Source organism: Candidatus Protofrankia datiscae (genome assembly GCF_000177615.2).
GTDB lineage: Bacteria > Actinomycetota > Actinomycetes > Frankiales > Frankiaceae > Protofrankia > Protofrankia coriariae.
In genome coordinates this window covers 3,513,991-3,539,393 of the sequence record NC_015656.1, presented here as the reverse complement: position 1 = coordinate 3,539,393, position 25,403 = coordinate 3,513,991, and the positions used below count along the sequence as shown (strand labels likewise).

The 25,403-nt window shown below is 71.7% G+C and carries 18 protein-coding genes; 8 read left to right on the top strand and 10 right to left on the bottom strand.

Annotation, left to right across the window (positions count from 1 at the left end):
- Nucleotides 1-334 precede the first annotated feature (334 nt).
- Together FSYMDG_RS14740 and FSYMDG_RS14735 are read left to right on the top strand one after the other, a co-directional pair.
- Entirely contained in the window at nt 335-754 is a 420-nt protein-coding gene (locus tag FSYMDG_RS14740; protein WP_013874201.1) for an organic hydroperoxide resistance protein, read from the top strand.
- Between the two features lie 91 nt (nt 755-845).
- On the top strand, nt 846-1,982 hold the full coding sequence (locus FSYMDG_RS14735) for a carboxylate-amine ligase (protein ID WP_013874200.1): 1,137 nt from the start codon (nt 846-848) through the stop codon (nt 1,980-1,982).
- Nucleotides 1,983-1,997: 15 nt separating this feature from the next.
- On the opposite strand, the gene FSYMDG_RS14730 is transcribed toward FSYMDG_RS14735, so the two are convergent.
- The 9 genes from FSYMDG_RS14730 to FSYMDG_RS14685 form a co-directional block, all read right to left on the bottom strand.
- Entirely contained in the window at nt 1,998-2,525 is a 528-nt protein-coding gene (locus FSYMDG_RS14730) for a VOC family protein (RefSeq protein WP_013874199.1), read from the bottom strand.
- Between the two features lie 230 nt (nt 2,526-2,755).
- The gene (locus FSYMDG_RS23275; RefSeq protein ID WP_013874198.1) at nt 2,756-5,308 is read right to left on the bottom strand and encodes a PQQ-binding-like beta-propeller repeat protein; all 2,553 of its coding nucleotides are present in this window, start codon (nt 5,306-5,308) and stop codon (nt 2,756-2,758) included.
- A gap of 247 nt (nt 5,309-5,555) precedes the next feature.
- A complete protein-coding gene (locus tag FSYMDG_RS14715) occupies nt 5,556-7,664 on the bottom strand; it encodes an SGNH hydrolase domain-containing protein (protein ID WP_013874197.1) in 2,109 nt (702 codons plus the stop codon).
- Nucleotides 7,665-7,693: 29 nt separating this feature from the next.
- On the bottom strand, nt 7,694-8,851 hold the full coding sequence (locus FSYMDG_RS14710) for a glycoside hydrolase family 113 (RefSeq protein WP_013874196.1): 1,158 nt from the start codon (nt 8,849-8,851) through the stop codon (nt 7,694-7,696).
- On the bottom strand, nt 8,848-10,329 hold the full coding sequence (locus FSYMDG_RS14705) for a glycosyltransferase (protein WP_013874195.1): 1,482 nt from the start codon (nt 10,327-10,329) through the stop codon (nt 8,848-8,850). Before FSYMDG_RS14705 ends, FSYMDG_RS14710 begins: the two co-directional genes overlap by 4 nt.
- A 340-nt stretch (nt 10,330-10,669) precedes the next feature.
- Complete coding sequence (locus tag FSYMDG_RS14700; protein WP_157491028.1) at nt 10,670-11,782, bottom strand: glycoside hydrolase 5 family protein; 1,113 nt, start codon at nt 11,780-11,782, stop codon at nt 10,670-10,672.
- 304 nt (nt 11,783-12,086) lie between these two features.
- Nucleotides 12,087-14,417 (bottom strand): protein kinase domain-containing protein, encoded by a 2,331-nt coding sequence (locus tag FSYMDG_RS14695; RefSeq protein ID WP_013874193.1) that lies wholly within the window; start codon nt 14,415-14,417, stop codon nt 12,087-12,089.
- Nucleotides 14,408-16,048: a hypothetical protein gene (locus FSYMDG_RS25345; protein WP_013874192.1), complete on the bottom strand. Its 1,641-nt coding sequence runs from the start codon at nt 16,046-16,048 to the stop codon at nt 14,408-14,410. The genes FSYMDG_RS14695 and FSYMDG_RS25345 overlap by 10 nt, the downstream gene beginning before the upstream one ends.
- 44 nt (nt 16,049-16,092) lie before the next feature.
- Entirely contained in the window at nt 16,093-16,872 is a 780-nt protein-coding gene (locus FSYMDG_RS14685; protein WP_013874191.1) for a sporulation protein, read from the bottom strand.
- A gap of 291 nt (nt 16,873-17,163) precedes the next feature.
- Between FSYMDG_RS14685 and fdhD the strand changes: the two genes are divergently transcribed.
- Entirely contained in the window at nt 17,164-18,081 is a 918-nt protein-coding gene (gene fdhD / locus FSYMDG_RS14680) for a formate dehydrogenase accessory sulfurtransferase FdhD (protein ID WP_083828294.1), read from the top strand.
- A 186-nt stretch (nt 18,082-18,267) separates the two neighbouring features.
- Nucleotides 18,268-18,810: a hypothetical protein gene (locus tag FSYMDG_RS14675; RefSeq protein WP_013874189.1), complete on the top strand. Its 543-nt coding sequence runs from the start codon at nt 18,268-18,270 to the stop codon at nt 18,808-18,810.
- Nucleotides 18,811-19,021: 211 nt separating this feature from the next.
- Here FSYMDG_RS14675 and FSYMDG_RS14670 read toward each other — a convergent pair whose 3' ends face one another.
- On the bottom strand, nt 19,022-20,008 hold the full coding sequence (locus tag FSYMDG_RS14670; RefSeq protein WP_013874188.1) for an aldo/keto reductase: 987 nt from the start codon (nt 20,006-20,008) through the stop codon (nt 19,022-19,024).
- 356 nt (nt 20,009-20,364) lie between these two features.
- Between FSYMDG_RS14670 and FSYMDG_RS14665 the strand changes: the two genes are divergently transcribed.
- The 4 genes from FSYMDG_RS14665 (at nt 20,365) to FSYMDG_RS14650 (ending at nt 25,323) form a co-directional block, all read left to right on the top strand.
- A complete protein-coding gene (locus FSYMDG_RS14665) occupies nt 20,365-21,987 on the top strand; it encodes a TerD family protein (RefSeq protein WP_013874186.1) in 1,623 nt (540 codons plus the stop codon).
- A 213-nt stretch (nt 21,988-22,200) separates the two neighbouring features.
- On the top strand, nt 22,201-22,878 hold the full coding sequence (locus FSYMDG_RS14660; RefSeq protein ID WP_013874185.1) for an AIM24 family protein: 678 nt from the start codon (nt 22,201-22,203) through the stop codon (nt 22,876-22,878).
- A 183-nt stretch (nt 22,879-23,061) separates the two neighbouring features.
- Nucleotides 23,062-24,186: an AIM24 family protein gene (locus tag FSYMDG_RS14655; protein ID WP_157491027.1), complete on the top strand. Its 1,125-nt coding sequence runs from the start codon at nt 23,062-23,064 to the stop codon at nt 24,184-24,186.
- 552 nt (nt 24,187-24,738) lie between these two features.
- Nucleotides 24,739-25,323 carry a hypothetical protein gene (locus FSYMDG_RS14650; protein WP_013874183.1) on the top strand — a complete coding sequence of 195 codons (585 nt, stop codon included), beginning with the start codon at nt 24,739-24,741 and terminating at the stop codon, nt 25,321-25,323.
- Nucleotides 25,324-25,403 lie beyond the last annotated feature (80 nt).

Sequence of the window (25,403 nt, the reverse complement as noted above, 5' to 3'; positions counted from 1 at the left end):
GAAGATCACATCGTTGCTGCCGGCGATGTCGCCAGAAGTACTGGCGAGGTTGCATTGTGACACTACTGGTCACTGCTGCCTACAAGGGGTTTCATGATGGCTACAAATAATGACTATTTGTAATCGATATTCATTGGATCTTTACTAAAAGTAATCAATCGAAGTCTTTTTGTCATCATTTGACGGTGGCGAACGCCATACAGCGACCCGAACGGACCGGTGCGCTGTGTGAGCCACCCGGACGAAAAAGGTGCCGGCCGGTGTTCCACCCGGATGATCCGGATCGTGCGCGTCTGGCGCACGGGCCATCGGATCCACACCTGAGGAGATCGTGATGACGGCTCTGTACACGGCTGAGGCCACCGCGTGGGGCGGGCGTGAGGGACGGGTGGCGTCCAGCGACGGGCGGGTGGACCTGAGCCTGTCCCTGCCCAAGGGGCTCGGCGGCGACGACGGCCCGGGCACCAATCCGGAGCAGTTGTTCGCAACCGGCTACGCCGCGTGTTTTCACAGTGCGCTCAAGGCGGTCGCCCGGCGGGCGAAGGTCGATGTCTCCGCGTCGGCGGTCACCGTCCGGGTCGAGATCGGCCCGGACGACGACGGGTTCGCCCTCGCCGTCGCGATCGAGGCCGAGATCGAGCAGGTCGACCGGGACGTGGCCGCCACGCTCGTCGAGCAGGCTCACGCCCTGTGCCCGTACTCCAGGGCGACCCGGGGCAACATCGTCTCCACCGCCACCCTCGTGGACAACTGACCGGGTAGCCGGCTGATCCGCTGGCCGGCTGGCCTGGTGGACGGCCGGCCAGCGGACGCCGGCCGGCGCCGTGGGCTGCCCGGGACGCCGGATGGTCGTAGCGTCTTCGTTCATGGGCGACGCGCGCATCGCGACCGTCGGCGTCGAGGAGGAGTTCCACATCCTGGATCTCGCCTCCCGACGGCTCGTGCCGCGGGCTCCGGCGATCCTCGAGCGCGTCGCGAAGGAGTGTTTCACCGCCGAACTGCTGACGTCGGTGGTGGAGTCCAACAGTCGCCCGTGCACCGATCTGGCCGATCTGCGCGGCAGCCTGCTCCAGCTGCGGCGCGAACTGGTGGTGGCCGGCGAACCGCTCGGGCTCGGTCCCGCGTCCGCGGGGACCGTCCCCCTGGTCGACCGGGACGCGCCCGAGATCAGCCGGTACCCGCGCTACCAGCGGATGCTCACCGACTACCAGCTCCTCGCCCGGGAGCAGGCGATCTGCGGCGCGCAGGTGCACGTCGAGGTCGCCGACCGGGAGCTCGCGATCGCGGTGGCCGCGCGGGTCGCGCTGTGGCTGCCGACGCTGCTGGCGGTGTCGGCGAGTTCCCCGTACTGGCAGGGCGCGGACAGCGGCTACGCGAGCGTGCGCACCCTGGTCTGGCAGCGGTGGCCGACCGCCGGCGTCACCGGACCGTTCCGCACGGCGGCCGAATACGACCAGGTCGTCGCGGACCTGATCACATCCGGGGTGATCAGCGACCCGGGTATGGTCTACTTCGACGTCCGTCCCTCCGCGCACCTGCCCACCGTCGAGCTGCGGGTCTGTGACGCGTGCCCGGACGTCGACACCGTCATCCTCGTCGCCGGACTGTTCCGCGCGCTCGTGCGCCGGGCCGCCCTGGCGGTCGGGGCCGGCGCGCCGGCCCCGCCGTGGCGGACGGAACTGCTGCGGGCGGCCGCCTGGCGGGCGGCCCGGTCCGGGATCGAGGGCGACCTCGTCGACGTGGCCGCGGCGGTGCCGGTACCGGCCCGGGATCTGCTGTACCGGCTGGTGGACGAGGTGCGCGCCGAGCTCGAGCACGCCGGCGACTGGGAGCTGATCCACAACCTCGCCCGCCGCGCGGTCGGCCGGGGCAGCGCCGCGGCCCGGCAGCGGCGGGCCTTCGCCCGGCGCGGGCGGCTCACCGACGTCGCCGACCTCATCCTCGCCGAGACCCGCCAGGCGGCGGACGCGGTGGCCGCCTGAAGCGGCCGGCCCGCGTCAGACCGTGACGCCGAGCGGGACGGAGATCCCGAGGCCGCCGCGGGTGTCCGCGCCGTAGCGCGCCTTCTCCCTGGCGATGTCCAGCGGTCGGGTACCGACGCGGTTCGCGGCGACCGCGGCGTCGTCGAGCAGGTGCGCGGGGACCACCCAGACGACCTCGAACTCCAGGCCGTCCGGGTCGTGGGCGTACAGGCTCTTGGTGGTGCCGTGGTCGGACGAGCCGACCAGCGCCCCCGCCGCGACGAGCCGGCGGGCCGCGTTCTCCAGGTCGGTGAGGGTGGCGACCTCCCAGGCGATGTGGTACATGCCCACGGTCGACCGTCCGGCCGGCGAGCTACCGGCGTCCGCGCCGAGCTCGAACAGGCCGATGTCGTGGTCGTTGGTGGAGTCCGGTGCCTGCAGGAAGGCGGCCCTGCCGGGGATCGCCATCGTCACCCGGAAGTCCAGGACGTCGGTGTAGAAGGCGGTGGTACGCGCGACGTCACGGACGTAGAGGACAACGTGGTTGAGGCGGTGGATGCCCATGATCTCCTCCTCGGACCGTTCGACACCTGGGCGCTGCCGGGGTACCACCGGGTACCGCGGGCGTTGTCCGCCGTCGAACGCCGCTGCGTCACGTCGGGTGACGCCCCGTCGAGCCACCGAGCGGCGTTCTGTTGAGCGTTCAACTATCTTGACGGTACCCCGTCCGTCCCCGTTGCATCCGGGTTGTCGGAGACGAGTCGGTGATCGCGATCAGTAATTACAGGTTGTGGTCACAGACCGACGCCGGTGGCCGCGTCCAGTGCGTAGACGTTGTGATCCAGGCTGCCGATGTAGAGCAGACCGTCCGCCACCACCGGCGAGGAGTCGTCCACCGGCGCCCGGGTGGCGAACCTCCACTGCTGCTCACCGGTGACGATGTCCACCGCGTACACGTAGCGGTCCCGGCTGCCCACGTAGACCAGCTCGCCGGACACCGTGGGTGAGGAACGGATGCCGTTGTCGGTGTGGAACCGCCAGCGGGCCCGGCCGGTGTCCGCGTCCAGCGCGTACAGGTTGCCGTCGTCGCTGCCTACGTACAGCACCTTGTCCACCAGGGTGGGTGTCGAGACCACGCCGTTGTCCGCGGTGAACTGCCAAGTGGGTGTCCCGTCCGTGGTCTTCAGGGCGTAGACGCTGTGGTCGTCGGCGCCGATCCACAGCATGCCGCCGGAGACGGTGGGGGAGGAGTCGACGGTGCTGCCTGTGGTGCGCTGCCAGCGTTTCCGGCCGGTAACCGCGTCCAGCGCGTAGATGTTGCGGTCGCGGCAGCCGACGTACACTCCGCCGCCGATCACTGTGGGTGACGAGTTGAACCAGTCGCCGGCGGTGAAGTGCCAGCGCTCGCGGCCCGTGAGCGCGTTGACGGCGTACAGGTTGTGATCGCGGCAGCCGATGTAGATCACCCCGTCCACCACCGTCGGGGAGGAGTGCATCGCCGCCCCGGTAGGGAACCGCCAGCGCGCCTTCCCGGTCGCGGCGTCCACCGCGTGCAGGTAGGTGTCGTTGCAGCCGACGTAGACCGTGCCACCGGCGACCGCCGGGGAGGACGTGATCGCCTCGCCGGCGGCATACCGCCAGCGTTCACGGCCGGTGACCGCGTCGATGGCGTACAGGTAGTGATCGTTGCTGCCGATGTAGACCACGCCCGCCTCGACCGCGGGGGAGGAGTACACCTCCCCGCCGGTGGTGAAGACCCACGGCCGCGGGCCGTCGCCGTCGTCGCTGGAACCGAGCAGGCGCACCGCCCCCCACGTGCCCGCCCCGGCCGCCGCGGCCACGGCGATGGCGCCGCCCGCCCGCAGCAGGCTCCGCCGGTGCGGCCGCGCGGGCGCGGGTGCGGGCCGGTCGCCGGTCTGCTCCCAGTCCGCGCGCTCGGTACGGCCCGTGTACTCGCGGTCGGTACGGCCCGCGTGTTCCTGGCCGGTGCCTGCGCCGGTGCCGGCCCGGCCGGTGCGGTCGTCCGGTGGGAGCGGCTCCCACGGCAACGGCGGTGTCGGCGAGAGCGGGGTGGAACGTCGCCCCGGCGGGTCGAAGACCGGCTCCCGGGGGGTGGGTGGCGGTCCGGGCCGCACCGGTGGCGCAGGCAGCCCTGGTGGCGTCCTGGTCAGGGTCGTGCTGTCCCGGTCGTCCGCGTCCACCGGCGCGTCCGCCGGTGGACGGCGGCCCCGGGCCTGGTCCGCCTCGCTCTGCCCGGCCCGGGCCTGCCCCGCTCCGGTCTGTACCACGGGCGGCTTTTCGCCGGCAGTCGATGGCTTTCCGCCGAGAACAGGTGGCTGCCCGCCGGGATCGGCCGGCTGTCCGCCAGAGCTGACCGACCGCCCGCCGGAGCCGGCCGGGCCGGAGGATCTGTCCCGGGAGTCCGGGCGGTGCCCCCGTTCGTAGGCGTCCACCAGATCGTAGACGGTGGGTGGCAGCCAGTGCCGCGCGCCGAAACCGGTCGGCGCCTGCTGCCAGCGACTGTCGATCTCCTCCAGCAGACGGTTCGGTGTGGGCCGGCGCGCCGGGTCGCGCTGCATGCAGCGGCGGAGCAGATCGGTGAGCTCCGCCGGGATGCCGGAGAGGTCCGGTGGCCGGGAGAGCAGCTGGGCCAGCACGTTGACCGGTGTGTCGCCGGAATAGGCGGTGCGGCCGGTCGCCGCGTACAGCAGGGTGGCACCGAGGGAGTACACGTCGGTGGCCGGGGTCACCGACGCGGTGTCCAGGGCCTGCTCCGGGGACATGTAGTGCGGCGTCCCGATCACGGCCTGGGTGAGCTGCGCGCTGCCGACCGACGACCGGACCAGCCCGAAGTCGATCACTTTCGGGTTCTCCCGGGTCACCAGCACGTTCGACGGCTTGAGATCCCGGTGGATCAGGCCCACCCGGTGGATGGACTCCAGCGCCTCGGCGATCCCGGCCGCCAGCCACAGCACCGCCTCGACCGGCAGCGGCCCGGCCCGGCGGGCCAGCCAGGACAGCGACGGCGCCGGGACGTAGGCGATGGCCAGCCACGGCATCTCGGCGGCGGCGTCGGCGTCCACCAGGGACGCCGTGTACACACCGCTGACCTGCCGGGCGGCTGCGGCCTCCCGGGCGAAACGCTCCCGGAAGCCGGGCTCCTCCACCATGTCGGCGCGCACCGTCTTGACCGCGACCAGCAGCCCCGAACGGGACTGGCCCAGGTACACCCGGCCCATCCCGCCGCCGCCGAGCACACCGAGCAGGCGGTAGGGGCCGATCGTCCGCGGGTCCTGCGGCGTCAGGGCGTCACGCATGCTCTCGAAGGAGCTGTTCGTGCCCGTCACGTCCGCCTCCACCGGTTTGTCACAGCCGTCATCGTGCCTGCGCGCCCCGCGCTCCGGGACACCGTGCCGCTGGACGCCGTGGCCCGGGCGATCGTCCAGGTGATCGTTCCAAGTGGGGTTGTCGTCCGCATGATTCTCCTCCGACCGTGATGTTTCCTCCGACCGCGACATCTCCTCCGGACGCGGCGGTCGGCCCTTCCCTGGAGGCGGTCGTCGTCCACGGAGACGTGGTCATCGTCCTGCCTGGTCAACGGCCCGCGCGCACCGGGGCCGTGCCCCCGGCGACGCTGGCGGGCGCGGTCGGGGCCGGCAGCGCCGCCCGGCTGATCGTCGTCTCCAGCCACGGGGCGAGCTGGCGCATGCCGGCGGTGGTCAGATGGACGGCGTCGACGTAGAACGGGCCACCGGAGGCGGTGCGGTCCCAGCAGTGCTCCCCCTGGCACAGCGCCGCGTCGACGTCGAGCGGCAGGATCTGCGGATACCGGCCAGCGGCCTCGGCGACCAGCGCGTTGTAGCAGCGGCTGGACACCAGGTCGGTGTCCCCGGTGGCACGGCGGCTGTTGGCCAGCAGCACCGGCCGGCCGGGAGCCTCCTGCTCCCACAGGCGCGCGGCCGCGGCCAGCCGCTCCCGGTAGACCTGCCGGTAGCCGACGTCACAGGGGGAGACGACCGTGGTGCCCACCAGCCGCGCCGCCGCGTCCCCGCTCAGGTCGACCAGCAGGACGTCGGGTCGGCTGGCGGCGATCTGGGAGCGCCAGTAGCGGTCCCAGTGCGCGCAGTTGCGCGCCGGCCCCGCCGCTGCCCGCGCCGATACCGGCAGTTGGGCGTCGGCGCTGACGTGGGCCCGTGGTGTCACCGGCGGCGGTGCCGGGAACAGCCCGCAGCCGGGCAGCGAGCGGTCCACCACCGGGTAGCGGCCGGAGCCGCGCCGGCCGACCGCGGTGGCCAGATCGCCGGCGAACGATCCGCCCAGCACCAGCACCACCGGTTGCCTCCCCGTCCGCGACCGCTGCTCGACCAGGTCGGGCAGCCATGCCCCACCGACCGCGACGGCGGTGTAGGCCACCACCAGCACCGGGGCGGTCCACCGCAGCGACCACCGGCGCGGCCGCAGCCGGCCGACCACCGCGTCCTGCAGCAGCAGCCCGAGGAGCGCGGCCAGCCCACCGCCGACCACCAGCAGGGCATGCGGCCGTACCTGCGGGAACGCGGTCGCCAGCACCCAGAACACCGGCAGGTGCAGGAGCAGGAGCGGGTAGCCCAGCCCGCCCAGCTCCACCGGCACGCCTCGGCCGAGCAGCCACTGCAACGGGTTGTGACGGGCCGGCGGCGGCGGGCGGTCCACGCTGGCCAGCAGCAGCGCGCCGGCGCCAGCGGCGACGGCCGGCCCCCCTCCCCGCAGCCAGTCGGCGGGGCGCGTGGTGGCGATGATCCCGTCGGTGACCAGCACGGCCAGCGCGACCGTCCCGGCCGACGCCGCCCACCAGGACCGCCGTGCCTGGGTGCGGCCGTCGGCGGGCTCGCCGGAAGCGGCCGGCACCGCCATCGCCACCGGCTGGACGCGCGCGTACTGATCGTGCTGGGCCTGCGCGCCGCGGGCCCGCTCCGCGCGGCGGAGCCGCACAGCCACCACCACCGCGGCTGCCGCGGCGCCCAACAGCCATTCGGCCGCCCGGACGTGGCTGCCCAGGGCCAGTTCGGCCCGGCCCGCGCCGGCGGCGGCCCGGGCCGGGCCGACCAGGCAGGCGCCGGCGGCGAGCAGCACGGTGCCGGCCGCGGCCAGCCCCGCCGTCCCGGCCGTCCGGCCGGTACGTCCCGGCCGGCCGACCAGCCGGGCGGCCCACCAGATGCCGACCAGCAGCAGCGGCCCGGCGATGGCGAACTGTTCGATCAGGCCGAGCAGCCACAGCAGGCCCAGCGGGTCGAGCTGAGCGGGCCGGTCGGCGTACCAGTCGCCGCCAGCGCCGGCCAGCCAGTTCCGCGACACCAGGTCGAACCAGTTCCCCATGTGCGCCAGGCCGGCGACCGCCTGCGGGCCGAGCTGCCGCGCCTGGCCGGGCGGGCTGAGCAGCACGGCGAGCCCGACGGTGGCGACGAGGGTGAACAGCAGCAGCGGGAGCCGCTGCTTGACGTGCTCCCTGACATGGCCACGGTAGACACCGCCCAGGCCGGGGGCGGGGTGGGCGTGTTCGCGGCCGTGCCGTTCGCGCGCCGCTGTGGCCCGGGAGCAGGCGGCCAGCAGGACGCGGGCGGTCAGGTAGCCACTGGCGGCCAGGAGAAGATCCGGCCCGAGCAGTTCCGCGCGGAATCCCCCGGTGCTCTGCAGCATCACCGCGAGCACCGCGACACCGAACACGCCGATTACCGCACGTGATGGGGAAGAGCTCAGCGTACCGCCCTCCAGCCCGAGAAGCAGCCCCGGATCGTCTGTTCGGCGGCCCTGCCGGCGAACGACTCGTGCCGGTCCCGCAGCGGGTCGACGGTGGCGGGATCGGCGTGGAAGTCCACTCGCCACCAGTACAGGCCGGCCAGGGAGCGCTCCCGCGCCATCTGGCAGGCGGCGGCGAACCACCGTTGCTGGACGACCTCGTTGACCGGGCCGCCGTTGTTCGGGTTGGCCGGATGCCGGTAGATGCCGTCCTGCGCGGGAGCGCCCACCTCGTACAGCAGCAGGTTGGGCATCTGACCACGGGCCCGGCGGTCCAGCCAGGAGTGCCAGCCCGCGGCCAGCTCCGCCACGGAGGCGTCGTCGGACAGCGGCAGCTCCGGGTAGGCGTCCACCCCGACCCGGTCCACCGGCATCCGGACCGCGGTGTGCACGAACACGTCCCAGTTGAACGCGTACCCGGTCTCGCCGCCGAACAGGGTCCGGGTGTACGCGGCCAGCTCCGCCCAGCGCGGGTCGCCTTCCAGCGAGCTGAGTTCCGTGCCGATCACCACGGTGGCGACGCCGGTGCGTGCGGCAAGGGCCAGGTAGGGCGTGAGGAAGCGGCGGTAGGAGGCGAACCAGGCGTCCCGGTCACCCGGCCTGATCGTGCCGCGCCAGTCCAGCGGGTTGGCGGCGGTCAGGGTGCGCTCGTCGAGCGTCGGGCGCAGGGTGACGCGCAGGCCGGAGCGTCTGGCCTCGTCCAGGAGGATACCGAGACGCTCCGGCGTGGGGGTGGTCCGGCCGCCGCGGACGGCGTTGGAGCGGGCCGTGTCGGTGAAGAAGGGGAAGGAGACGCACAGCGCGTTGGCCTCAAGGCCGACGACGTAGTCGACGACCTGGCGGGCCTTGGCGCGGACCAGTTCGACGGGCTCGTCGGGATTGTCATCCCAGTAGACCTGGACGCCGAGCTCGGGCCGGCCGGGCTGCCAGGGGTAGGCGACGGTGGGACCTGCCCCCGCCCCTGTCTGCGGGCCGGCTGTCGCGGTGGCCGGCGGTGGCGCGGCCGGGTGGAAGGCGGGGGTGCGGTCCTGGGGCGCGGCGGCGCAGCCCGTGCCCGCGATGGTCATGACAAACACGGCGGCCAGCGTCGCGCCGGCCGTGCCCAGCCTGATCACATCGGTTTCGCGATCACGTTGAGGGTGGACTCGCCGCCCCGCAGGAAACGGACCATCCCCCGGAACACCGCGATCGCTTCCAGCAGGGAGAAGAGCGGGATCAGCAGCAGCAGGCAGGGCGGCTCCCACCAGCGGTGCCGCGGGTCCGCCGAGGCCGATATGTTGATCTTCATGCCTTCCCAGTAGAGCCAGATGCTGTAGGCCATGTTGGCCGCCCAGACGGGCAGCAGCGCGGCGCTGACCGGCGTGGTGTCGGTGTCCCCGAGCAACGAGCCGACCAGGAGGATCAGTGCCAGGTGCTGGATCGGCCCGCATGCCCAGATCAGCACGTTGTGCAGCAGCAGCAGCCGGTGGCGCAGCGGGACGCCACGGTCGAACGCCAGCCGGAACAGCCCCCAGGACCAGCGCTCCCGCTGCCGGATGAAGTCGGCCACGGTGGCCGGGGAGGCGCCGTAGGAGCGGCCGGGGAACCAGTCGCTGCCGCCGGGGTGACGGCCGCAGAAGAGCAGGGCGAACTGGGCGTCCTCGACGATGGCCTGCGGCCCGAAGTCCCAGCCGGTGGCCGCCTCCACCGATGCCCGGACCAGCAGCAGTTCCCCGTGCAGCCCGGCGCGGGGCACGCCACGGCCGGTGGTGGCCGCGAACAGGCTGATGTCGCAGCCTGGGCGGACCGCGTCGGCCAGCCAGGTCAGCTTGTTCACCGCGTGTTCCCGCGGGTAGCTCAACACCCCCTGGGCGAGGTGGCGGGCATTCTCACCGGCGAGCCACTGGGCGTTGAGGAAACGGGCCATGGCCTCGGCGGTGTCGGAGCTGACGCCGGTGTCGTCGTCCATGTGCAGCACCCACACGTCCCCCCTGGCCTCGCCCTCGGCGTAACGCAGCTCGTGGGCGTAGTGGTTCGCGCGGGCCTTGAACCGGGTGCCGTTCGGGGTGCGGTAGCCGCGGGGTACGGTCACCACGCGGATCAGGTGGTCCGTCGCCGCCAGCGCGACGATCCGGTCGTAGGCGGCGCAGCCCTCCTCGACGACCACGTCCACCCGCAGGTGGGGGAAGTAGTCCGGCAGGTACCGGCAGAAGGAGCGGACGACTCGTTCGAGGGCGGGGTAGGTGTCGTGACGCCCCACCGTCGGGACGACCACGATCAGCGGGTCGCGGACGATTGCCGCGGTGACCGGTAGTTTACGCTCGCGGCGCAGCCGAACGGCCGTGCGCACGCTTCCGTACATACCGATGACGGTGTTTACGATGGGCAACGTCCAGACCACGGCCGCTATCCAGCCCATGAAGCCGAAATCGGGGTCGCGGGCCCAGGCCCACCATCCGAAGGCACCGAACACCGTGAAGCCGATCAGAAACGAACTGAAACCGGGTCGCCATACCGACCGTTTCCGGGATTCGGTCAACGGCATCGTCTCGTGCGCGACGGAGTTGGCCCACTCCAGGGATTCCCGACGCATGAGATGCTCGGACGTGGTCACGCGGCTCCCCCCACAGGAGTCTGATCACGGTCCTCGAAACAATACGTCAGCCGGACCGGAGTAGGTGTAAACCGTCGGCGATACGACGGCTGCCGTAGCTTACCGGCGGTCCCGCGGCCGTATCGCCGCGGGTAGGCGGTGGTGTCTTGTGGTGATTCCGTTGTCAGCGCTGACGCCCGGCCCCGACCTGGGCCGACCGGCCCGGACCTGGGGCGACGTAGGCCGTTGCAGGCCGCGGTAGGCCGTTCAGCAGGCCGACGTGCCCTGAGTCGGGCAGTGACGGTCTCGCCGTCCGGCCGGATTTCCGGTCCGGCCGGGTCCCGCTCCGGGATGGTGAGTTCTACGCCGGCCGGGACGGGAACTCCCGGCCAGGACGGGACATCCGCCCGGCGTGCCCGGCGAAAAGCGCGGCGGTGGCCGACGGGTGGATCACGCGACGGCCGTCGTAGTCGGGGTAGTGGGAACCGTCGTCATTGCGTCCGGTGAGAAGCCAGAACTGGTCACCGTCACCGTCAGCCTCCTCGACCGCGGCCGTCCAGGCCGCGTAGACCGTGTCGCGGGCGATTCCGTCGTCCTGCCAGGAGAATTCCTCCAGTACCGCCGGTACACCCGCCACGGCGGCCTCCCGGAAGTGGTCGTGAATCCAGCGGACACCCCATCCCGGCGATTTTTCGCCCCACTGCTGGGGATGCAGGTGAAATGTTCCGTAATCGATCCCGGGCAGCCTGAGGAGCCGGTGCCAGACCACCCCCTCCTGGTTGGATGCGGGGTAGTCGGCCGTGTCGGCACGGCCGTGGAAACCTTCGTCGCCGACCGCGACCAGTTGGCGGAGGGCCAGTTGTCGGACATATCTGCTCATTTCGTCGGCCCAGGCGACCAATGTGTCCCCGGACGGGTCGGACGGGCAGCGGGGCTCGTTCGCCAGCTCCCAGGTCATCACCGCCGGTTCGTGGTTGTACGGCACGCCGGTATACCGGTTCCGCCGGTTGATCACGTGTGTCACCCAGGCCCGGTAGCATTCCCTGATGGCGTGGCGGTGGAAGAAGTCGTCGTGCTCGGCGGAGAACCATGTGGCGTATCGGGGAATTCCCCCGAAGTCGTTCCAGTTGTTCGTCAGGACGATCACCAGCCGCAGCCCCAGTTGCCCGGCCCGGAAGACGGCATGGTCCAGCGGCTCGAAACCGTCCTCGTCGTAGCGGAACGGCTCCGGTTGCAGTATCACGCCGTCCGCCGGAGTTCCGTCGAGGAAGCCCCAGCAGCGGACCACCCGCAGGCCGAGCGCGGCGGCGTCGGTCAGGACGCTGTCGGTCATCCGTTGGCTTTTGTAGTGCAGATAGTAGTTGTTGGTGCCGCAGAAGCGGAAGCGTCTGCCGGCGAGCCGGAACGCGCCGTCGCGCACCTGGACGAAATCAGCGGTCCGGCCGGCGGGGCCGAATCCAGTGGGGGAGGACACGCTCCGGAAGAATACGGCTGCCGCCCACGGCGAAGCGCCCTCGGGGACAAGATGCCGAGGCATGAGTCACGTAGCTGTGCGTAGTCACATGGGCGATGTTTCCTGGAGGTGACGGTCTGTGTAAGTGACCACCTGGATAAACGCTGCTCTGGGTAGACTGCCGCCGGCTGTCGGCGACGATCACGGTGAGTGCGTCGTCAGATACACCCGTCGAGCCGGAAAGCGCGCCCGACGACACACGCGCCTGGATCAGGTGCCGAACAGATGGTCGCGGATGGCGACCGCGCCGTCCGCAACCGGCAGCCTAACCGGTCGCCATCACCCGGCGTATTCGGTCGTTGCAGTTGTCGGTGATGTAGAGGAGGCGTTCGGTGGTGTCCAGACCCAGGCCGTTGGGTTCGCACAGACGGGCCGCGGTGGCCGGCCCGCCATCGCCGGAGTAGCCGGCCTCGTCGCTGCCGGCGACGGTGGTGATGACGCCGTCGGCGTCGACGCGGCGCACCCGGTTGTTGTCGGTGTCGGCGATGTAGACGCGCCCGTCGTCGGTAACCGCGACACTGCCCGGGTTCGCCAGTTGGGCCGCGGTGGCCGGTCCGCCGTCGCCGGAGTAGCCGGATGTGCCGCTGCCGGCGACGGTGATGATGACGCCGTCGGAGCTGACGCGGCGGATGCGGTTGTTGGCGTTGTCGGCGATGTAGAGATTGCCGGCGGTGTCCGCCGCCAGGCCGCCGGGCCTGGCCAGCTGGGCGGCGGTGGCCGGTCCGCCGTCGCCGGAGTAGCCGGATGTGCCGCTGCCGGCGACGGTGGTGATGACGTCGTTGGTGCCGATGCGGCGGATGCGGTGGTTGCCGGTGTCGGCGATGTAGAGGGTGCCGTCGGCGTCCACCAGCACGCTGGTCGGTTTCGCCAGTTGGGCCGCGGTGGCCGGTCCGCCGTCGCCGGAGTAGCCGGGTGTGCCGGTGCCGGCGACGGTGGTGACGGTTCCGACGACGTTGATGCGGCGGATGCGGTTGTTGTCGGTGTCGGCGATGTAGAGGTTGCCGGCCCGGTCCCGGGCCACGTCCGTGGGCGTTGCGAAGTGGGCCTGGGCGGCGGGCCCGTTGTCGCCGGAGAAGCCGTACGTGCCGGTGCCGGCGACGGTGGTGATGATGCCGTCGGCGCCGATGCGGCGGATGCGGTTGTTGCCGGTGTCGGTGAAGTAGACGGCACCGGTGTTGTCCACCAGCGGGTCGTCCGGCTTGCTCAGGTCGGCCGCGGTGGCCGGCCCGTTGTCGCCGGAGAAGCCGGCGACGCCGGTACCGGCCACCGTTATGATCGTTGCTGGTCGTGGTGGCTGGCTGGTCAGCAGAACGGCGACCACGCTGGCGACCACCGGGACGGCCGCGGCCACGGCGACGATCCGGCGACGCCGCCGGCGGCGCCGGGTGCCGTCCATCACCGCCGGCGGCGGGGCGGCCGGCACGGGCTCGAGCACACGCCGCGCGGTCACGTCGGCGTCCCAGTCGGCCTGCCGGCCGATCTCCTCCCCCCGGCCGGCCTGTCGGCCGACATCCAGATCCCGGGCGACCTGCCGGTTGATGTCGCGGCCGATGCCCACCGGCGCCGCCACCGGCGCCGGCAGCCGGCCCGAGGCCGGCGGACCGGCCGGTGGCCGAGGAGGCGTTGGTCGGCCCGGTGGTGTTGATTGGCCCGGTGGCGCGGCGGCGGCCCGGTTGCTGGCGAGCCCGGATGCCCCGCCCGCTCCGGCCGGGTATCGCGCGGCCTCCCGGACGTCGTCGGCGACGTGCAGGCCGATCTCGCAGCGGCTGGTCCAGCGTGGGCCGTACGCGAGGGCGGCGGCGCGGGCAAGATCGAGGGCGAAGGCCCGGGCGCTGGGATGCCGTAGCGCCGGATCACGCTCGAGAGCGCGCATGAGGGTCGCGGCCACGGGCTCGGGGACGCCGGCGGGCGGCGGTGTGGGACGGTCGGCCTTCTGACGGATCAGCGCCAGCAGGGACAGGTCCGGACCGAACGGCGGGGCGCCGGCGAGCATCTCGTAGAGAATGATCCCGAGCGCGTACAGGTCGGTGGCCGGGCTCAGGCGTCCGCCGCCCAGCTGTTCGGGCGCCATGTATCTCGGCGTACCGACGATCGTGTTGGTGGCGACCGTTGTGGCATCGAAGATCTTCGCGATGCTGAAGTCGGTGACCTTCAGCAGGCCGTTGCCCGAGAACAGCACGTTGTCGGGCTTGATGTCGCGGTGCAGCACGCTCCTGGCGTGGGCGCACTCCAGCGCCTCGGCGATGGCCAACCCCACCGCGCAGGCGTCCTCGGCGGACAGCGTGCGGCGCCGGCGGGCCAGCGTCCCCCCGGCGAGCAGTTCCATGATGAGCAGGCACAGGCCGTCTCGCTCGACATAGTCGTAGATCCGGACGATGTGCGGGTGGTCGAGCCCGGCCAGCAGCCGTGCCTCGGTGGCGAAGGTGGTGGGTAGGTCGGGGTCCGCCGTCGCGGGCAGGATCTTGATGGCCACGTCCCGGCCGAGGCCCTGGTGGTGCCCGGCGAGGACCAGACCGTGCCCGCCGCTGCCGAGTTCCGCGCCCAACGTGTAGGTGGGCAGCGCCGCGGCCACCCGAGAAAGATCAACTAATGGCACGGGCCCGCCCTGCCGTCGCTGGCCGTCAGCCCGGCGATCCCGGTGGCGAGTACCCGGCAGCCCAACGCCGCCGCGGCTCCCAGGAACGCGAGCGCGGGCAGGACGTAACGGTGGTCGAAGCCGGCCGTCGCCGGCGGTACGAGCAGCAGCGTCACCGCGAAGGCTGCGGTCAGGACCAGCGGTGCGCGCAGGCGCGGACGATACCGGCCCGCCAATCCGGCGCCCAGGACGGCGCCCAGCAGCAGCAGGCCCAGCGCCGGCCCGGGGACGGCCACCCGAAGCTGGTAGCCCTCCAGCCAGCTGGCGAACGGCTGGCGCAGACGGTGCGCGCCGTCGCCGTGTTCGTAGGCGCGGACGTCCTCGGAAGCGCTGCCACCGGGAATGTACGTCCGGTCGGGGACCGGGTCGGGTGGGACGTGGAACAGGAAGGGACGCACCATGCCTGCATTGGGGTAGTCGGTCAGCCGCGGCCCGAACGTCCGGGAGAAATCCTTTATCACGATACCGGCGTAGTCCAGCGGCTGGGTCACGATGGCCCGGCGGGCGAACCTGCCGGCCAGCAATTCCTTCGCCGGGCTGAAAACCTGGCCCGCCGGGCTGAGAACCTCGCCGGCCGGGCTGAGAACCTCGCCGGGAACGCCGTCCAACGGTGTGCCGGCGTGCCAGATGTAGTTCGACGGTGGCTGGCGCGCCTCAGGCGGTTCCCGCGGGCAGAGGACCGCCAGGTCGGCCGGCGGGTGCGTGCGGGCACAGTCCACGAACGACGTCGTCCGGGAATAGAGGAAGACCCCGTCGCTGCCGACGATGCCGGCCCGCCCGTGCACCGCCTGGAACCAGGCGCCGTAGCAGCCCAGTGGGATCAGCAGCGCCAGGCAGAAGGCGAGCAGCGGCCGCCAGCCCGGGCGGCGGGCCAGCAGCCAGCCGCCCGCCACCACCGCCAGCGGCAGGCCGACCGTGCGGGTCAGGGATGCCCCCGCCAGCAGCCCGCCCGCGACCAGGGCGGCGACCGTGGTCGGCCGACGCCACCACAGCAGGGCCACCACAGCCGCCACCGCCAGGACGGTGAACAGCGTCTCGGCCATCACCATGTGCTCGATCTGGATCTGGTATCCGTCGAAGAGCTGCGGGCCGGTGGCGAGGGCGGCCAGCCAGCCGGGTGTCCGGTGCCGGCGCAGCAGCATGTAGATCATGACGGCGACGGCCAGGCCCAGCAGGTGCTGGACGACGACGACGAGCCGGAAGCTGTGGAACGGTTCCAGCAGCATCAGGAAGAAGCTGTAGCCCGACGGCCGCACCACGTACGGCTCCGGCCGCAGCGCCACCCCGAGGTATTCGAAGCTGTCGTTGAACCACAGGGCGGGTGCGTAGCCGACGACCGCCGCCAGCCGGACGACGACGGCCGCCGCCAGCATCGCGGTGAACACCGGATGCCGGCCGGCCAGCCGGGCCTGCCGGCGGGCCCGCCCGCGGCACCAGGCGCTGCCGGCGGCGTACCAGCGGGCGGACGGTTCGGCGGCGGTATCGGCGGCATCGGCCGCCGGTACCTCACGGAACGCGAACCGCGTCCGGGTCGGGAGCCGTGCGCTTCGCCGCGCCCGGGCGGGTTCCCGGCGGCGCACCGGAGACGTCACCGCGTACTCGAGGGGAACGCCACCGCGCAGACGTCCCGGAGACCCTAGAACCAGCCGCGGCGGGCGCCGAGATGCTGGAGTTGCTCGTGCAGCAGGCCGGAGAGGTGATGCCGGTCGGTGTCGTGGTGGCCGACCCGCAGCCGGCTGAGCGCGTCCCCGCCGGCGCGCAGCAGCCCGCCGCGCCGGTCGGCCTCCAGCACCACGTCCACGCCCGCGGCGTCGACCAGGAAGGTCACTTCCAGTTCCTTGATGCGACGGGCGTACTCCCCGCCCGGGTGCAGCTCGATCTCCTGGTAGAAGGGCAGGTCGGAGCCGGCCAGCCGGCCTTTCTCCACGTCCGCGGAGTGGAACCGGAAGCCGAGGTCGCCGAGCGCGGCGAGGATCGCCTCCTGGACGGGCAGCGGGCGCACGCTCACCGGGTCGAGGTCGCCGGGGTCGATCGCGCCCGGAATGTCCACCGTGGTCTTCACGCCGATTTTCATACCGCGCAGGTGCCAGCCACCCACGTCGGTGATGGGGGTCTGCCAGGGAACCGGCAGCTCGAAGCGTCCGCTGGTCTCCTGGTTGGCGGCGATGGTGAACTTCCCGCCGATGCTGCGGGTGCCGAAGCTGACGTTCTCGTACCAGGTGGAGTCGTCGGTCTCGACCTCGACGGTGGCCTCGAGCGCGACCCGTATCTCGTTGACCTCCTGGTCGACCTTGCCGCCCTTGATGGTCACGGTCCCGGTGACCAGACCGCCGGGCAGGACCTCGGGGCGGTCCAGGACCGTTTCGACGTCGGCGTTGCCTACCCCGAGCCGCGCCATCATCCGCTTCATGCCCACGTGCCCGGCTCACCCCTCATATCGGTTATGCCTGTCATACATGCCTTGTCATGTCTGCCGTGCCTGTAGCTACGTGTGCCGTGTCCGTGATGCCCGTCGTCGCGGCGCCGGCGCCGCGCGTCCCGACCGATACCGGACATCGTCGCCGGGCGCTCCTACGCTCTCACACGAGGATTGGCGCGACCCGCGACCGTCCCGCGTCATACAGCCTTACCCCAACATGGCGGACGGGTCGTAACCGCGGTTGGGGCGCACTGGCCGCCGCCGGCCGGGTACGGCAGTGTGGATGCCGTGGGACGGGTGACGGTACGTCGGCAGGTGCTGCGGATCCGCGCCGACGGCGGGCGGACGGCACGCCCCGACAGCATTGCCGGCGAGGAGCCGTTGGAACTGCGCGTGGCGGGACGGTCGTTCGTCGTCACCATGCGGACGCCCGGGCACGACGTCGACCTCGCCTTCGGCTTCCTCGTCGGCGAGGGGATCATCGGCGCCGGCTCGGACGTGCTGGGCATGCGCTACTGCGCCGGCACCGACGAGGCAGGCGGGCAGACCCACCACCAGACGTACAGCCAGACGTACAACGTCCAGACCTACAACCAGACCTACAACGTCCTGGACATCACCCTCGCCCCGACGGTTCCCCCGCCCGACGCCAGCCTGCAACGGGCCTTCTACACCAGCAGCTCCTGCGGGCTGTGCGGGAAGGCCAGCATCGAAGGGGTACGGCTGCGTGGCCGGTTCACCGTCGACGACGACCCGCTGGTGCTGCGCCCGCAGGTGGTACTGGCGCTGCCGGAGCGGCTGCGCGCCGCGCAGAAGGTCTTCGCCAGCACCGGTGGGCTGCACGCCGCCGGGATCGCCGACGCCGCCGGGAACCTGCTCGTGGTCCGGGAGGATGTCGGCCGGCACAACGCGGTGGACAAGGTTGTCGGCCATGCGGCGCGCGAGGGCGCGCTGCCGTTGCGCGGGCGGGTGCTGGTGGTCAGCGGCCGGGCGTCGTTCGAGCTGACCCAGAAGGCCCTGCTGGCCGGGATTCCGGCGCTGGTCGCGGTGTCGGCGCCGTCGTCGCTGGCTGTCGAGCTGGCCGTGGACGCCGGGATGACGCTGATCGGCTTCGTCCGCGGTGACTCCATGAACGTCTACACCGGGGCGCACCGCGTTGGCGTTGTCCCCGTTGTCCCCGCTGTCCAGCCCGGTCCGTTGCCGTAGCACGAGCCGCGATGAGAACCAGGCTGTGACGAGAACCAGCCGTGACGGAAACTGACTGTATTGCCGATATCGCAATCTACTCATTTTGTGGCGTACTGAGACCGACTGGATCGATTTGTGGAGGTGACCCGGTCCATGCGCACTTGTCGGACATAACCCTGCATCCAGGCGATACGATGCCCTCTTGTGACCTGCATCGTCGGTCTTGAGCATGACGGCAGGGTGATCATCGGTGGTGACAGTGCCGGAGTGGCCGGCTACTCCATCACCGTCCGCGCTGACACCAAGGTGTTCCGTAACGGCGAGTTCATCATGGGTTTCACGTCGTCGTTCCGGATGGGGCAGCTCCTGAGGTACAGCCTGATCCCACCCGCCCCCCAGACATGGGACGTCGACCGGTTCATGGCCACCGACTTCATCTCCGCGGTGCGTGACTGTCTGCGCGAGGGCGGCTACACGCGCACCGAGTCGGGATCCGAGGCCGGCGGGGTGTTCCTGGCCGGTATCCGTGGCCGGCTGTACCGCATCGACTCCGACTTCCAGATCGGACGCAGCATCGACCTGTACGACGCGGTCGGTTGCGGTGAGGAGTTCGCCCTGGGCTCCCTGCACGGCAGCGGCCATCTCAGCCCGGAGGATCGCGTACAACTCGCGCTGGAAGCTGCCGCGCACCACTCCTCGGCGGTATGCCCGCCGTTCCACGTCGTGTCCGCCCCGGGCCCCGACTGACCACGGCGCCAGCCGACCAAGCCAACCAACCAGGCCAGCCGACCAGGCCAGCCGCCCGGTCGGGGCCACGCCCGGCCAGCAGGATCCCGGCTGGCGGAGACCGCGTCCGGCCGGGATCCCGACCGGCCACGCGCTGCGGCTGCCGGGGCTGCCGCGTCCGTCCCAGCCGAGGCGACCGGGACGGACGCGACGCGGTAGCGGCGCCGGCCGGTCAGCGCCGGCGCAGCCCGCTGCGCAGGATGGCGGTGACCCGGGCCCGCCCACCACCGGTCGGTGTGAACGCGTCGGAGGCGTTCTTCAGCGCGCCGTACTCCTCATCGGTCAGCTCGATGTCGGCGGCGGCGACGTTGCTCTCCAGTTGGGCGACGCTGGAGGCCCCGGGGATCGCCACCACGTTCGGATGCCGGATCACCCAGGCCAGCGCGATCTGCGCCGGGCTCGCGTCGTGCGCCGAGGCGACGTCACGCAGGACGTTGAGCACCGGCCGGGCCGCGTCCAGGTTCTCCGGCAGGAACAGCGGATGCGACGTACGCGCCAACGACGTCGGGCGGCGTTCCCGGGTGTAGCGGCCGGAGAGCACGCCCATCGCGAGCGGGCTGTAGGCGATGATCAGCCGGTCGTTCTTCACCGCGTGGGGCACCAGCTCCCGCTCGGGCTGCGGGTGCAGCAGGCTGAACTGCACCTGGTTGGACAGCACCGGGGCACCGAGCGCTTCCTCGGCCGCCTGCCAGCGCTCCAGCGGGTAGTTGCTGACGCCGACCGCGTCGACGAGACCGACCCGTTGCAGCGCCGCCATGCCGCGCATGGCGCTGGTGTCGCGCAGCACGGGGTGGGGCTGGTGTATCTGGTAGAGATCGATCTGCCGGACGCCGAGCCGGTTGGCGCTGGCCACCGCGCGCTGCTCGACGACCGGCGCGACCGGTACCGCCGGGAACAGCTTCGTGGCGATGAAGGACGTCTCGAGCGCGCCGGCGTCCTTCAGCGCGGAGCCGAGAATCCGCTCGCTGCGCCCGAAGCCGTACAGCTCGGCCGTGTCGAAGAGAGTCACCCCGAGCTCGAGCGCACGCCGGACGATCGCCGGTGCCTCGCTGCCGGCGTAGGCCGCGCCGTAGCCCCACTCCCGGGAACCGAACTGCCAGGTCCCCAGCCCGATCACGGAGATCTTCTTCTTTGTCGTTACTCCGTCGACATACCGCATGACTCCAGTGAACGCCGTCGGGCGTCAGTCCGCGACCTGGTCACGCCGGCAGCCACCCCGGTGGCGCTGGGCAGGGCCGCTTGCCGTCCGGATGGTCGTGGGACGCGCACGCCGACGGTGCCCGTGGCGTCGGCCAGGTGCCCGAAGCGCAGGTCGGCGGCTCGCGGTGTCCGCCGGCTGACAGAGCCCGGACCGCCGTGGGCCATCGAAGAGATCCTGGCCGGGCTGCTAGTTTTCTAGACGCCTCCGGCGAAGCGAGCACCCGGGCAGTCCGGTTTCGTGCGGGTCCGCGCCCGTCCCGGGCGCCCGGTGTCGGGGCAGACCGACGTGACGGGTCAACGCTGAAGGGGAGCGCGGTGGTCCAACAGTTCAACCGAGGACAGAAGAGCCAGCTGTCCGCGGTCACCCCGGGCACCGACCTCTACGTCGGGATCGCGCTGACCGCGCCCGGTATCGCCTGGGACGTCTCCTGCTTCGGCCTGGACGCGAACGACCGGCTCTCCGACGAGAACTACTTCGTCTTCTTCAACCAGCCGGCCTCCCCGGAGGGGTCGATCCAGCTTCTGGGCGAGCAGGCCGGTGACACCCAGTCGTTCCGGGTGACGCTGGACAAGGTGCCGGCGAGCATCCACAAGCTGTCGTTCTGTGCGGCGATCGACGGTGCGGGCTCGGCGTCCCAGCTTTCCGCCGGCTACCTCCGGATCGTCGTCGGCGGTGCCGAGGTCCTGCGCTATGCCTTCACCGGAGCGGACTTCACCAGTGAGCGCGCCATCATCATCGGCGATCTGTACCGGAAGGGTGTCTGGCGGGTCGCCGCGGTCGGGCAGGGCTTCGCCGGCGGGCTCGCCGAGCTGATCAGCTCCTTCGGCGGCGAGGTGGAGGACACGCCGTCACCGCCGCCGGCCGCGCCGGCCGCGCCCAGCGGGTTCGGCCCGCCGGCCGGTGCCACCCGCACCCAGGCGGCGCCCCCGCCCGCGGTCCCGCCCCCGCCCCCGCCCGCTCCCGGATTCGGGGCGCCCGCCGCGAACTACGCCAAACCGGCGCCCGCGCCGGCCCCGCCGCACGTCCCGCCGGCCCCGCCGCCGGCGCATGCCCAGCCGGTCGGGCCACCGCCGCCGGCCCAGCCGGGTTACGGCCAGCCGGCGGCGGCCGGGCCGGGTTACGGGCAGCCGGCACCGGGCCACGCCCAGCCCGCCGCCGGGTACGGCCCGCCCGGGGGCGCCGGCGGCGTCCCGCCCCAGCAGGTGCCCGGATACGGCCAGCCGGCACCCGGTGGGTTCGGGCCGACCGAGGTTCTGCCGTCCCAGATCCAGCCGGTGGCGCCGGGCGCGATGAACAGCCTGAACCCCTATCGGGAGGTCCCCGCGGCCGGCCGCTGGACGCAGCAGAACGGCAAGCTGGTCCGGGCCACCCTCGGTCAGGGGCCGGAGGTCCTCGCCCTGCGCGGGTCGATGGTCGCCTACCAGGGCGACATCGACTTCGACTACAAAAGCTCCGGCCTACGCGGGCTGATAGAGAACAAGCTCACCGGCCAGGGCCTGAAACTCATGACCTGCAAGGGCCGCGGCGAGGTCTTTCTCGCCCAGGACGCCAGCGACCTGCACATCGTCGAGCTCAACGGCCAGTCGCTGTGCATCAACGCGAGGAACATCCTGGCGTTCGACAGCTCCCTGCGCACCGAGGTCAGACGTATCGAGAGTCCCGGTATCCCCGGCGGTGGCTTCTTCCACTTCGAGGTGTCCGGGCAAGGGACGATCGTGGTGATGACCAAGGGGACGCCGATGACGCTGAACGTCGCCGGGCCGACGTTCGCCGACATGAACGCCCTGGTCGCCTGGACGTCCGGGATGCGGGTGAGCGTGTCGACCCAGGTGCGTATCTCCCGGCAGATCTACTCCGGCAGCAGCGGCGAGTCCCTGGCCCTGCAGTTCATGGGTTTCCAGGGCCATTTCGTGGTCGTCCAGCCGTACGAGGTCTAGGGGCATGCCCGACGGATACCGGTTGACGCGGTCGGCCGTCCGCCGGCGGCCGGGTGGCCGGGTGGCCGGAGAACACGCGGCGATATTTTCGCCATCGCAGCCCTGGTTTCTTCGCCCGGCCTCGGAAATTCTCGGACGGTCTGGTGGAAAAGCGTACGATGATTTTTTTCGGCAGGTACCCGGAGGCTTGCGGACAGCGGGAGGGAGGCAGCCGTGTACGGAACGTTGATGGATCATTTCGGGCAGACGCAGATCATGGACCGGATGAGCAGGCACGGTTCCAAGATCGTTAAAGTGGTCATGCAGCCCGGGCAGGACCTGTTCGCCCGGACCGGATCCATGATCGCCTATGAGGGTCTGGTCGACTTCAACCCGCAGCCCCCACAGCTTGGCCGGATCGCCTCCTCGTGGGCGACCGGCGAGGGCGTACCGCTGATGACCGCGGTCGGCCAGGGCCTGCTCTACCTGGCCGACTACGGCAAGGAGGTCATCGTCGCCCAACTGGCCGGCGAGGGCCTGTCCGTCAACGGCAAGAACATCCTCGCCTTCGACGCCAGTCTGCAGTGGGGGATCGAACGTGTCCGCGGCGTCAGCATGCTCTCCGGCATGGGCATGTTCAACGTGGTCATCCGCGGTCACGGCTGGGTCGCGATGACCGCGAAGGGCAGTCCGGTCGTGCTGGACACCCGGGAGGCGCAGACGTTCGTCGACACCGACGCGCTCGTCGCCTTCACCGACGGCCTGCAGGTCCAGCCGCGGCGGACCGTCCGGCTCGGCGGACTGATCGGCCGTGGCTCCGGGGAGGCGTTCCAGCTCGGCTTCTCCGGCCAGGGTTTCGTCGTGGTCCAGCCGAGCGAGGACGAACGGCCGAACTTCTCGGTACGCGGCTGACCGGGGCGCGGCTGGTATGGCTGGTACGGGTGATGTGAGTGACGCGGGTGCCACGGCTGGCGCGGGCGGCACACGGGTCTGGTACGGGGATCGTGTGTGACGTGCCGGCCGCACGCGACACGGGTTGCCGGTGACGCGGCGTCCGGCCCACTGCGCGGCACGCATGGGTGAGAGGATTCGATGATGAGCCACGGTGGATTCGGCGGTCCGCCCGCGGGTGGCTACCCCGGCGGCGCAGCTCCCGGTGGATATCCGCCCCCGCCCGGCCAGCCAGGCGGCTACCCGCCCCCGCCCGGCCAGCCCGGTTACCCGCCGGCCGGCGGCCAGCCGCCGGGATACCCCCCGGCCGGCTATCCGCCTCCTGGCGGGGCGCCGGGAGGCTATCCGGGAGGGGGGCCGGGCGTCCCACCCGCTCCGCCCGGCCCGCCCGGCGGCCCGGCGGGCGGCATCCGCAGCAGCCTGCTCGGCAACCCCGAGGTGCAGGCCCGGGAGCGTTTCACCCTGCAGAACGGCAAGATGCTCAAGGCGACCCTCGGCGCCGAGGGGATGCGGGAGTTCTACGCCCGCAAGGGCGCCATGGTCGCCTACCAGGGCGGGGCCAACTTCGACGCCCACTGGGAGGGCTGGGGCAGCCGGTTCCGGTCGCTGTTCCAGGGCGGCGAGGGCCTGAACCTGATGAAGGTCTCCGGCGGCGGCACGGTCTTCCTCGCCTACCAGGCGCAGGACGTGCACATTCTCGACCTCGGCGGAGACGGGCTGTCGGTGGACGGCAAGAACGTCCTCGCCTTCGACGCCGGCCTGCACTGGGACGTCGTCCGCATCGACTCCCAGGTGTCGATCGCCGGGGCCGGCAACTACCAGGTGGAGCTCTCCGGCAACGGCAAGGTCGCGGTCGTGACGTCGGGCGCCCCGCTCGTCATGCGCGTCACCCCGCAGAACTACTACTTCGCGGACGCCGACGCGGTGGTCGGCTGGTCGTCGAGCCTGCAGGTGTCGATGCAGGCGGCGGTCACCTCGTCCTCGGTGTGGCGGCCGCGTGGCAACACCGGGGAAAGCTGGCAGATGCAGTTCTCCGGGGACGGCTACGTCATCGTCCAGCCCTGCGAGCTGCTGCCGCCGTACAACGCTCTTGCCAACGCCGGTCTCGCCGGGCATTTCGGGCTCGGCGAGGGCGGTTTCGCCGGCAACCAGATGCAGGGCCACCGCGGCGGCCCGCCGGGACACGGCGGTGACGGTGGCCTCGGCGGAGCGCTTGGTGGCCTGTTCGGCAACCAGGGCCGCGGCGGCGGCCTCTTCGGCGGCCGCTAGCCGTTGGGTTCGGCTGCCGGTCGGTCAGCCGGTCAGCAGTGATCATCAGGGTCGGCGGCGGCGCGATCAGCTTTTCGCGCTGCCGGCCCGGCAGCCCGGCTTCCGTTCGCCGCGCGGTCTTTTCGTCCGTGAAAAATGTTCGATCATGAGAATGAGTACGTAAACGGCTGCCATAACGACCACTTGTTCTCCTGTTCTCATGACCTGACGGCCTTCGGTGGGGGATATGTCCGGTCGGCATCGGTATGCGTGTGTGTTGTCTGGTTGACCTTCCGGGTACTGGAAGAGTCGGGTCTCCCGGGGTGTCGCGCGGATTTGCAACGAAAACGTAACAACGTCCGGGACAACCCACGGTTCTGCTCTCGGAGTACTACGTGGGATTGCAACCCGGACGGGTCCGGACCCGTCGTACCTGGTGTGGGGCAGCTATCTTCTCGGCTTACAGATTCCGGACGCGGTGACCACGACTTCGTGTTCCGCTCGGCAGCCGACGGTCGCATGCGGCCAGAGCGGCGTGCGCGAGAGCGGGAACCGGAGCAGGTAGGAGTCCGCATGAGCAGCCGGCGGCGCACGTCCGGCTGGTGGTCGCGGGTACGGGCGAAACCGTGGCTGGGGACCAGCGCCGGGATCCTCGGGGCCGCGCTGATCGGCTTCTCCCTGTATCTGTATGACGTCGGAGGCGGGCGCGGCGCCGGGGCGGGTGACCAGGCGGTGGTGCTCAGCGCCGTTGTCCCGCCGCCCACCACCCCGTTCGCCCCCGCCGTGCCGCTTCCCGGCACCGCGCCACCCGCCCCGACCGTCTGGCCATCCGCTCCGGAGCCTTCCGCGGACGTGCCGCCCGCGACCACCGGTGAGGGGCCGGCCGCCGCCGGGACCACCGCCGGGACCACCGCCGGCGGCGGGTCGCGCTCCCTGCCGCCCGTGCCCAAGGTGCTCCCGCCCCGCGTCACCCGGCCGAAGGCGGTGGCCACGACCGGCGTCACGGCACAGCCGTCGCCGCCGCGAACCGGCCCGTCCGTTCAGCCGCCGTCCGTTCAGCCGCCGCCTGTTCACACCGAGCAGCCACCGCCACCGCCGCCGGTCACGCCGACGCCGTCGACCAGTGTGCCGGTGCCCACCCAGGCGGTCGGCCCCTGACAGGGAGCCTGAGCAGAGACGTTGCAGCAGGTAGGGGCGCTGCGGCAGGTACGGTGGCCGGACAGGTGGCAGCGCCGCCC